This window comes from Mesorhizobium sp., from assembly GCF_017306585.1.
Lineage (GTDB): Bacteria > Pseudomonadota > Alphaproteobacteria > Rhizobiales > Rhizobiaceae > Mesorhizobium.
Genome location: NZ_JAFKIC010000165.1, coordinates 24,112 through 33,312, shown reverse-complemented (window position 1 = coordinate 33,312; position 9,201 = coordinate 24,112). Strand labels below are relative to the sequence as shown.

Below are 9,201 nucleotides of genomic sequence, written 5' to 3'. Positions count from 1 at the left end.
CGCCAGCCCCATCAGGCCGGCAAAGATGAGGGGGAGCGCGGTTGGTCAGTCGAAGGTCATGTTTCTCTCCCGACGCGTTGGGGCGGAAATGCGACTGAAGGAACGTCGGCGCTGCCCCTCATCCCCCTGCCGGGACCTTCTCCCCGTATAGTGACGGGGAGAAGGGGGCTGGCCGCAAGGCCGGCGCCATCCTGCCCATGTTGGTCGTTGGCGAAACCAGCGGCGACAGCACCCCTCTCCCCGTCCCTATACGGGGAGAGGATGCCGGCAGGCAGGTGAGGGGCGGCGCCGACCTTGAATGCAAGCATGCTCACTCTCCAGCAGCCGGCTGCGACAGCGCCGCGTTCATCACGCCTGGCAGCGGCGAGGAATCGCCGTCCTTGGCCGCCTTCAGCGCCAGGTGCACCAGCACGCCGAGATAGGCGATCAGCAACAGTACATAGAGGACGAGGTAGACGGCGAGCGTCAGCGCGACATGGCTGCCGGCCACCGGGCCGACCGCATCGGCCGTCTTCAGCACGCCCGTCACCAGCCAGGGCTGGCGGCCGATCTCGGTCGTGTACCAGCCGGCCAGCGTCGCCAGCCAGCCCGACAGCGCCATCGGCACCATCAGCATGGCAAGCGGCTTCGGCAGCGCGTTCCGGCGCTTGAGGAAGAAGGCGGCCGACCAGGAAACCGCCAGCATCAGCAGGCCGGTGCCGACCATGATGCGGAACCCCCAGAACACCGGAAAGACCGGCGGGTGGTTGCCGGGATAGTCGTTGAGCCCCGGCACGATGCCGCTCGTCGAGTGGCGCAGGATGAGGCTGGCGCCGTTGGGGATGGCGATCTCGAACCTGTTTTCCTTCGCCGCCTCGTCGGGCAGCGCGAACAGCACCAACGGCACGTTGGGGCCGGTGTTCCAGTTGGCCTCCATCGCCGCCACCTTCTGCGGCTGGTGCTCCAGCGTGTTCAGTCCGTGCTGGTCGCCGGCAAAGATCTGGACCGGGATAAGGATCGCGGCGGTGAACACGCCGGTACGCAGCGCCTTCCACATCGATTCCGAACGGTCGCCGGCGAGATAGCGCAGCGCCGACAGGCCGGCGATCAGGAACGACACGGTGAGGCCGGAGGCCAGCAGCATGTGGACGAGGCGATAGGGCATGGACGGGTTGAAGACGATGGCCCACCAGTCGACGGCATGCGCGACGCCGTCGCGTATCTCGAAGCCCGCCGGCGTCTGCATCCAGGAGTTCAGCGCGATGATCCAGAACGCCGACAGCGTCGTGCCGCCCGCCACCAGCACCGTCGCCAGCGTGTGGACGCGGTTTGAAACGCGGCGGAAGCCGAACAGCATGATGCCGAGGAAGGCGGCCTCGAGGAAGAAGGCGGTCAGCACCTCGTAGGCCAGCAGCGGCCCGGCGATGTTGCCGACCTTCTCCATGTAGCCCGGCCAGTTGGTGCCGAACTGGAAGCTCATGGTGACGCCCGAGACGACACCCATGGCGAAGGAGAGTGCGAACACCTTCACCCAGGTGAAGTAGGCGCGCATCCAGGCGGAGTCGTTGGTGGCGTTGTAGCGCAGCTTGAAGAACAGCAGCACCCAGCCAAGTGCGATGGTGATGGTTGGAAACAGAATATGGAACGAGATATTCGCGCCGAACTGGATGCGAGACAATATCAGCGTGTCCATGGTCGGCTCCGGCTGCTGTTATTCTTTGACGCTACACCTCGATCAGACATCGGTCAAAGCGGCGCAGCGCCACGCGAGGCGCGTTGCCGCATTGGACATGTTGTCACTTTGGCCGGCGTGATCGCGCCGTGAAACAAGGCCGGCAAACACCCTGTCAGGCGGTGTCGCCGTCAGCCGGCAGGTCGGCAAAGGCATCGGCGAATTTTCGCATGAGCCGGACCAGTTCCTCGAATTCGTGCTCGTCCCAGCTCGTGAAAATGGCGCGGCCCAGCCTTTCACGCGCCTGATCGACGAGATCGGTCATCGCCTTGCCTTTCGGGCTGATCACCGCCTCGCGCACGCGGCGGTCGGCGGCGCTCGGCTGGCGTGTGAGCAGACCGAGCTCCTCCAGCTTCGCCACCTGGCGGCTGACGGTGGTGTAATCGCGACCGGCGCGGTCGGCGAGATCGACGACGCCGATCGGGCCGAAACGCTCGACGCCGACAAGTAAGGGAAACAACGCGCGGTCGAGCGGAATCCCCGCGGCCTTGATCAGCACCTCGTCGCGCTGCGGCCGGTTCATCAGGGCGGCGATATCCAGCAGCGAGCCATGCAATTGGCGAAGCAGGACAGATATGCGTGTATTTTGCACATTTTCGGTTGACGTCATGCGAAACTCCTAATATGTGCATTATACACATAAATTCTCGGCCAGAAAGGAAAACCGGCATGAAAGCAGCAATTGTCTGGGAGGCGGGCAAAACACCCGTCTATGGCGAAATCGACGAGCCCGTTCCAACGGCGTCGGAACGCCTCGTCCATGTCAGCGCGGCGGCGATCAGTCATGTCGTGAAGAGCCGCGCTTCCGGCACGCACTACAGTTCCACCGGGCAGTTCCCCTTCGTCGTCGGGGTCGACGGCGTAGGCCGGCTCGAAGATGGCACGCGGGTTTATTTCGTCGCGCCCAAGGGCAGTATGGCAGAGCGCGCGGCCGTGCCGCCGGCACTTTATCTGCCGTTGCCCGATGACCTGGACGACGTGACCGCCGCGGCGATCGCCAATCCGGGTATGTCGTCCTGGGCGGCCTATAGCGCACGCGCTCAGCTCAAGGCCGGCGAGACGGTGCTGGTCAACGGCGCCACCGGTACGTCCGGTCGGCTTGCCGTGCAGATCGCCAGACATCTCGGCGCGAAGAAGGTGATCGCGACCGGTCGCAACGCCAAGGCGCTCGAGGAAATCGCCGGGCTCGGGGCGGATGTGACGATCCCGCTTGTCGAGGACGAGGCGGCGCTCGAGGCCGGCTTCAAGGCCGAGTTTGCGCAAGGCGTCGATGTCGTCCTCGACTATCTCTGGGGCAAGAGCGCCGAGCGCCTTCTGGTCGCCGCCGCGAAGGTTGGTCCTGAGGCGGTGCCGATCCGTTTCGTCCAGATCGGCTCGATCAGCGGCTCCGACATCACGCTGCCAAGTGCGGTGCTGCGCTCGTCGGCGATCTCGCTGATGGGTTCGGGAGTCGGCAGCATCCCGATGCAGCGCCTCGTCGCCTATGTCGGCGAGCTGTTCGCCGCCGTCATTCCGGCCGGGCTGCGGATCTCGGCGAAGCCGGTGCCGCTCGCGGATGTCGAACAGGCATGGCTCGAGAACGATGGCGCCAGGCGGACGGTGCTCACACTCGATTGAGCACCGCTGCTGTCGGCGCAATGTGAGTGTCCATAACTGTCAGCAGCGCCGTCGACTTGCAGTTGCATGAAACGCCATTCGGCCTATATCAGGTCACCTCTTTCAGGCAGTCGTTTCAGCCCATGCCCTCAATCCTGTCCATATCAGGGGTCTCCAAGACCTACGCCACCGGCTTCAAGGCGCTCAAGGAAGTCAATCTCGACATCCAGCGCGGCGAGATCTTCGCCCTGCTCGGTCCCAACGGTGCCGGCAAGACGACGCTGATCTCCATTATCTGCGGTATCGTAAACCGTTCGTCGGGCACCGTTACCGTCGACGGCCACGACATCAACAAGGACTATCGCGCGGCGCGCAGCCTGATCGGCCTGGTGCCGCAGGAACTGACCATCGACGCCTTCGAAAGCGTCTGGCGCACCGTTAACTACAGCCGCGGCCTGTTCGGCAAGCCGGCCAACCCGGCCTTCGTCGAGAAGGTTCTGCGCGATCTCTCGCTCTGGGACAAGAAGGATGCCAAGGCAATCACCCTGTCCGGCGGCATGAAGCGCAGGCTGATGATCGCCAAGGCACTGTCGCACGAGCCGCGCGTGCTGTTCCTCGACGAGCCGACCGCCGGTGTCGACGTCGAGCTGCGCCAGGACATGTGGGCCATGGTGCGCCGCCTGCGCGAGGACGGCGTCACCATCATCCTCACCACTCATTACATCGAGGAAGCCGAGGAGATGGCCGACCGTGTCGGCGTCATCAACCGCGGCGAGATCATCCTGGTCGAGGGCAAGGCCGAACTGATGCGCAAGCTCGGCCGCAAGCAGATACGGATCGAGCTGCGCGAGCCGCTTTCGAGCGTGCCCGACGGGCTGTCGCGCTACGCTCTCGAACTATCGGGCGACGGCACCGAGCTCACCTATACGTACGACAACCAGAGCGACCGGCCCGGCGTCGCCTCCCTGATCCGCGACCTAGAGGCATCGGGCATCCAGTTCCGCGATCTCGACACCAAGAACAGTTCGCTCGAAGAGATCTTCGTCAATCTTCTGAGGCAAGAGCCATGAACCTGCGCGCCGTTTGGGCGATCTACCGGGTCGAGATGGCGCGTGCGTTCCGCACCGTGCTGCAGAGCATCATCTCGCCGGTCATCTCGACGTCGCTCTATTTCGTCGTCTTCGGCTCGGCTATCGGCTCGCGCATCACCGAGATCGACGGCATCAGCTATGGCGCCTTCATCGTGCCGGGCCTGATCATGCTGTCGCTTCTGACGCAGTCGATCGCCAACGCCTCCTTCGCCATCTATTTCCCGAAATTCGTCGGCTCGATCTACGAACTGCTCTCGGCGCCGATCTCCTATCTGGAGATAGTCATCGCCTATGTCGGCGGCGCCGCCACCAAGTCGATCATGCTCGGCCTGATCATCCTGGCGACGGCCGCGCTGTTCGTGCCGCTCAGGATCGAGCATCCGTTCTGGATGGTCGCCTTCCTCGTGCTGACGGCGGTCACCTTCAGCCTGTTCGGCTTCATCATCGGCATCTGGGCCAAGAGCTTCGAACAGCTGCAGCTGGTGCCGCTGCTGATCGTCACGCCGCTCACCTTCCTTGGCGGCAGCTTCTATTCGATCCACATGCTGCCCGGCATCTGGAGGACGATCACCCTGTTCAATCCGGTGGTCTACCTGATCAGCGGCTTCCGCTGGAGTTTTTACGGCAAGGCGGACGTCTCGGTCGGCGTCAGCCTGGGGATGACGCTGGTCTTCCTCGCCATCTGCATCGCCATCGTCGCCTGGATATTCCGGACGGGATACAGGCTGCGGAACTGACCGGCGGTAGCGCAGCCTACGTACAGGGTTCGTTGGCAGTCGCCATTACTTGCTGATTGGCTGAGACGCTTATCCGAAGTTGGGAGGCTTCAGCCGGTTACCGAGGTTGGCGGCATTCCATGAGGAAGCCGCACACCGAGCCTAAATCGCCTTGATCAGCCGCAGCAACCCCAGCATCTCGATAAAGCTCCCCTTGCGGAAGGCGATGTAAACCGGCTCCTCCGCGCCATGGAAGCGGCGCTTGAAGGCCGCCTGGCCCTGAAGGTTGAACCGTCGCCGGTTGATCCACGGGGATTCATAGGTGCGCTGGAATGTATTTCGCCAGAAATCGCTTTCGGCAAAGCCGCTCGGGCCGATATCGAGCAGCGGCGAGAGCCCCAGCGTGACCACCGATACGCCTTCCTCGCGGAAACGGTCGACGGCATATTTGGTCAGGCCGATCTCGGCATGCGGCGAGGCGTCGAGATGCTTGCGCTTGAAGGCGGTGGTGTAGCCGATCACCTTGCCGTCGCGGAACAGCGGGTCGAAGTCGAGCAGGGCGATCAGCTCGCCGTCGGGTCCATGCAGGACGAAGCGGCGCATGTCGGTGCCGAGCTGGTCGTTGAAGGGGCGGTTGAGAAAGCCCATCTCCCAGCGCTTGACAATGCGATCGCCGCGCCAATTGTCCGACAGCCGCTTGATCTCGTCGAGGAACACCGTGCGCCTGTCCTCGTCGAAGGAAAACCCTTTCTTGAGCAGCCAGCGTTCGGAATAGCGCACCGTCTCGTTGCGCTTTCCCGAGAAATCATGCTCGGGCAGGACCAGCCGGGTGTCGATGCCCAGCCGGTTGACCTTGTAGCCCAGTCCGGACAGCACGCGCGCCGTCTCCTCGCCGATCTGCACGAACCAGGGATCGCCGGCGGTTTCGACGAAACGCCTGATGTAGTCCGGCCGGCGGGCCGGAGCCGCCACCGGATCGCCGAGCGCGAAATGGTGCTTCATCTTGGTGCCGAAGGCGACGTAGCCATCGGCGTCGCCGAAATAGGACAGCTTGCCCTGCACGGCGCTGGAATAGGCGAGCGAGAAATCGCCATGGCGGCGCACCAGCGCCAGGCGCTCGACATGCGAAAGCGCCACGCGCTCGACCTTGGGTGAGGCACCCTCGAGGATTTTGTCGAAATAGATCCGCAAGGAGGGCATGGTCGGGATTCCGCGTGCATCTGCGGCGTTGCGTAACCGTTGGCACGCTGACTCGCCGGGGGCGCCTTGATTTCACACGGGAGGCCGAAATCGATCGTGGGCTTCGGTTCCCGCGCTGGTGATAAAAGACCCGCCAGCCCCCGGACCTCGAATCAATCACATTGCCGCGACCTATTATCGCCGATGCCGCGCATATGCCATATAGGGCTCGATGGTTTCGGACAGAAGCGGGCATCCGTCCCTTGTCGTTGTTTTGGCCGTATTTGCGCGATTTAAGCTGTCCGTGCGCGGCGGTGAACCGCTCTGGCGCAACCACGGCCCGGCGCGAACCTTCGAAAACCGGTGCCGGTCCGCGCGACGCGACCGCGCGCGATCAAACGGTTACAGCACGCTGCGAGCTTCGCGGGCTGTAATGGTTGAATGGGATTTGAGAGTGAATGGCTGATACGACAATCGGACAGATGACGGCCCAGGTCGTTGCGGTCGAACCGGCGATCGTCATTGGCGCCGGCGCTGCCGGACTGGCCGCCGCCCGGGCTTTGATGCAGGCCGGCGTGCCGGTGGCGATCCTCGAAAAGGAGAACCGGCTGGCCGAGCCCTGGCACCGGCGGCATGGTCAGCTGCATCTCAATACCCATCGCGATCTCTCGGCGCTGCCCGGCCTTGCCTATCCCCGGAACACCCCCGCCTTCCCGCACCGCGACATCGTCATCCGCCACATGAACGATTTCAGGGAGGCCAACCGGCTGCCGGTGGAGTTCGGCGTTGCCGTCGAGACAATCGTCTTCAGGGGCGATCACTGGGCCGTGCGCACCAGCGCCGGCTCGCGTCTGGCGCGTCATGTCATTGTCGCCACCGGCCGCGACAAGGAACCCTTCATACCGCAATGGAAGGGCATGCAGGCTTTTCCCGGCCGGATAATCCATTCAGCCGATTTCGGCGACGCGGCCGCCTACGCCGGCAGGAAGGTGCTGGTCGTCGGCGCCGGCAATTCCGGTTTCGACGCGCTCAATCATCTGGCTGATGTCGATACCGCGGCTCTCTGGCTGTCGGCGCGCAGCGGCCCCGCAATCCTGCCCAAGCGCATCGGCAAGATCGCCGTGCACCGGTTCTCGCCGCTCATGGCGAGCCTGCCGCTGCGCGTTGCCGATGCGGCGATCGCCGCGACGCAGCGCCTGGTTTTCGGCGACCTGACCAGGTTGGGCATGCCGCCGGCGCCGGCCGGCGGCGCCAGCCGGCTGACCTCGGACTATGTCGCGATCGCCGCGGATGACGGCGCCGTCGCCGCCATCAAATCGGGCAAGATCACCGTGGTTCCGGCGATACGGGAGTTCACCCGCGGCGGCGTGATCCTGGCCGATGGTCGCCAGATCGATCCCGACATCGTCATCGCCGCGACCGGCTACCGCACCGGGCTGGAGCACATGGTCGGCAATCTCGGCGTCCTCGACGAGAAGGGCGTTCCGCTCTTCAATGGCGGAGAGGCCGACCCGAAACTGCCCGGGCTCTGGTTCACCGGTATGCGCCCGAGCATCCGTGGCTGCTTCGCCAATGCCGGCATCCTCGCCAAGGCGATAGCCGGTCGCGTTGCCCGCTCTTCCAGCCTGCCCGGCGTCTCACGCTGATCCTCACCGGAAGCCGGCAGGCCCAAGGGCGCGTGGGCTTGACCAATTCATTACCATGTTATATAACATGTTATACTTTTTGTGCAAAGGATTGACCATGGAAGATATCCTGCGATCTCTTGGCCATCTGTGCCTGGGCAGCCGGCTGAAGCGGCTCGGCGAACAATTGCAGGCAGACACGCAACGCCTGCTCGACGGCCTGGAAACCCGTGTCCTGTCCAGCCAGTACCCACTGCTGGCCGCGCTCGACCGATTGGGACCCTTGCCCGTCGGCGAGCTGGCGCAATCGCTTGGCGTCAGCCAACCCGGCGTGACGCGCAGCGTGGCGCTGCTTGGCGAACTCGGCCTCGTCGAAGTGACACAATCAGCGGGCGACCAGCGCCGCCGGCTGGTTTCCCTGACCACGAGCGGTCAGCAACTCGTCGATATCGCCAGGCGCGACATATGGCCCCGCATCGAGAATGCCGTCGCCGATCTGTGCTCCGGCCTGTCGGGGCCGCTGCTCGGGCAACTGGCCGCGATCGAGGATCGGCTGGCGGAGGCCCCGCTCGATCGCCGTGTCGGAAAAGGCGCCGTCCAATGAGACACATACTCGACCGTCCCGTGTGGAGTGCGCTGGACACCAGGCATCGGCATCTCGCGCAGGGCGGCGACCTTGCCCGGCGCTATCCCGCCTCGATCGTTCCCTTCGCGTCCACCGCCGTGGACGATGCCGAAAGCCTGCGGGCGTTTGCCGAACTGGTCGCGCCGGGCGAAAGCGTTTTCATGGCGCAGGCGGATGCCATCGCCTTGCCGACCGGGCTGGCGGCAAGCTTGACCGCCGCCGCCGTCCAGATGATCGCCGAGGCGCCGTTGCCAAGCATCCCGGACGAGCGCGTGGAACGCCTGACGCAGGACGATGCGCAGGAGATGCTGGCGCTCGCTTCGCTCACCAGACCGGGTCCGTTTTCGCTCGAGGCGCAGAGCCTCGGCGACTTCTGGGGCGTGAAAATCGGCGGCCGGCTGGCGGCGATGGCCGGCGAGCGCATGAAGCAGCCAGGCTATACGGAGCTCAGCGGCGTGTGTTCCCATCCGGATTTTCGCGGTGGCGGCCTCGGCCGGCTGCTGTCCGTGTTCGTCGCGAACCGGATTCTCGCGCGCGGCGATATTCCCTATCTGCACGCCTATGCCGCGAACACCGCCGCGATCGGCCTCTATGAATCGATCGGCTTCAGGCTGAGAACCACGATGAATGTGGCCGTCGTCCAGCGGAGTTCATAGGC

At 64.4% G+C, this 9,201-nt stretch carries 9 protein-coding genes; 6 read left to right on the top strand and 3 right to left on the bottom strand.

The features are described 5' to 3' along the window. Nucleotides 1–310: 310 nt before the first annotated feature. Both J0I79_RS19430 and J0I79_RS19425 read right to left on the bottom strand, forming a co-directional pair. On the bottom strand, nucleotides 311–1,672 hold the full coding sequence (locus J0I79_RS19430; protein WP_292862389.1) for a cytochrome ubiquinol oxidase subunit I: 1,362 nt from the start codon (nucleotides 1,670–1,672) through the stop codon (nucleotides 311–313). Nucleotides 1,673–1,826: 154 nt separating this feature from the next. After that, a complete protein-coding gene (locus J0I79_RS19425) occupies nucleotides 1,827–2,321 on the bottom strand; it encodes a MarR family winged helix-turn-helix transcriptional regulator (protein ID WP_292862385.1) in 495 nt (164 codons plus the stop codon). Nucleotides 2,322–2,380: 59 nt separating this feature from the next. On the opposite strand from J0I79_RS19425, the gene J0I79_RS19420 reads away from it, so the two are divergent. The 3 genes from J0I79_RS19420 to J0I79_RS19410 all read left to right on the top strand — a co-directional run bounded on the left by J0I79_RS19420 (nucleotide 2,381) and on the right by J0I79_RS19410 (nucleotide 5,135). Further along, complete coding sequence (locus tag J0I79_RS19420) at nucleotides 2,381–3,328, top strand: zinc-binding alcohol dehydrogenase family protein (RefSeq protein ID WP_292862382.1); 948 nt, start codon at nucleotides 2,381–2,383, stop codon at nucleotides 3,326–3,328. Nucleotides 3,329–3,450: 122 nt separating this feature from the next. Further along, entirely contained in the window at nucleotides 3,451–4,377 is a 927-nt protein-coding gene (locus J0I79_RS19415; RefSeq protein WP_292862379.1) for an ABC transporter ATP-binding protein, read from the top strand. Continuing rightward, on the top strand, nucleotides 4,374–5,135 hold the full coding sequence (locus J0I79_RS19410) for an ABC transporter permease (protein WP_292862376.1): 762 nt from the start codon (nucleotides 4,374–4,376) through the stop codon (nucleotides 5,133–5,135). The genes J0I79_RS19415 and J0I79_RS19410 overlap by 4 nt, the downstream gene beginning before the upstream one ends. 141 nt (nucleotides 5,136–5,276) lie before the next feature. Here J0I79_RS19410 and J0I79_RS19405 read toward each other — a convergent pair whose 3' ends face one another. After that, nucleotides 5,277–6,314 carry a phosphatidylglycerol lysyltransferase domain-containing protein gene (locus J0I79_RS19405; protein ID WP_292862373.1) on the bottom strand — a complete coding sequence of 346 codons (1,038 nt, stop codon included), beginning with the start codon at nucleotides 6,312–6,314 and terminating at the stop codon, nucleotides 5,277–5,279. 437 nt (nucleotides 6,315–6,751) lie between these two features. On the opposite strand from J0I79_RS19405, the gene J0I79_RS19400 reads away from it, so the two are divergent. From J0I79_RS19400 to J0I79_RS19390, 3 genes are all read left to right on the top strand, one after another. After that, nucleotides 6,752–7,939 carry an NAD(P)/FAD-dependent oxidoreductase gene (locus J0I79_RS19400; protein ID WP_292862370.1) on the top strand — a complete coding sequence of 396 codons (1,188 nt, stop codon included), beginning with the start codon at nucleotides 6,752–6,754 and terminating at the stop codon, nucleotides 7,937–7,939. A 97-nt stretch (nucleotides 7,940–8,036) separates the two neighbouring features. Next, nucleotides 8,037–8,522 carry a MarR family transcriptional regulator gene (locus tag J0I79_RS19395; RefSeq protein ID WP_292862367.1) on the top strand — a complete coding sequence of 162 codons (486 nt, stop codon included), beginning with the start codon at nucleotides 8,037–8,039 and terminating at the stop codon, nucleotides 8,520–8,522. Next, a complete protein-coding gene (locus J0I79_RS19390) occupies nucleotides 8,519–9,199 on the top strand; it encodes a GNAT family N-acetyltransferase (RefSeq protein ID WP_292862364.1) in 681 nt (226 codons plus the stop codon). The genes J0I79_RS19395 and J0I79_RS19390 overlap by 4 nt, the downstream gene beginning before the upstream one ends. Nucleotides 9,200–9,201 lie beyond the last annotated feature (2 nt).

What these genes read in the sequence shown, in the direction of transcription:
- J0I79_RS19430 (WP_292862389.1), bottom strand. Translation starts at nt 1,672, where the DNA reads ATGGACACGCTGATATTGTCTCGCATCCAGTTCGGCGCGAATATCTCG.
- J0I79_RS19425 (WP_292862385.1), bottom strand. Translation starts at nt 2,321, where the DNA reads ATGACGTCAACCGAAAATGTGCAAAATACACGCATATCTGTCCTGCTT.
- J0I79_RS19420 (WP_292862382.1), top strand. Translation starts at nt 2,381, where the DNA reads ATGAAAGCAGCAATTGTCTGGGAGGCGGGCAAAACACCCGTCTATGGC.
- J0I79_RS19415 (WP_292862379.1), top strand. Translation starts at nt 3,451, where the DNA reads ATGCCCTCAATCCTGTCCATATCAGGGGTCTCCAAGACCTACGCCACC.
- J0I79_RS19410 (WP_292862376.1), top strand. Translation starts at nt 4,374, where the DNA reads ATGAACCTGCGCGCCGTTTGGGCGATCTACCGGGTCGAGATGGCGCGT.
- J0I79_RS19405 (WP_292862373.1), bottom strand. Translation starts at nt 6,314, where the DNA reads ATGCCCTCCTTGCGGATCTATTTCGACAAAATCCTCGAGGGTGCCTCA.
- J0I79_RS19400 (WP_292862370.1), top strand. Translation starts at nt 6,752, where the DNA reads ATGGCTGATACGACAATCGGACAGATGACGGCCCAGGTCGTTGCGGTC.
- J0I79_RS19395 (WP_292862367.1), top strand. Translation starts at nt 8,037, where the DNA reads ATGGAAGATATCCTGCGATCTCTTGGCCATCTGTGCCTGGGCAGCCGG.
- J0I79_RS19390 (WP_292862364.1), top strand. Translation starts at nt 8,519, where the DNA reads ATGAGACACATACTCGACCGTCCCGTGTGGAGTGCGCTGGACACCAGG.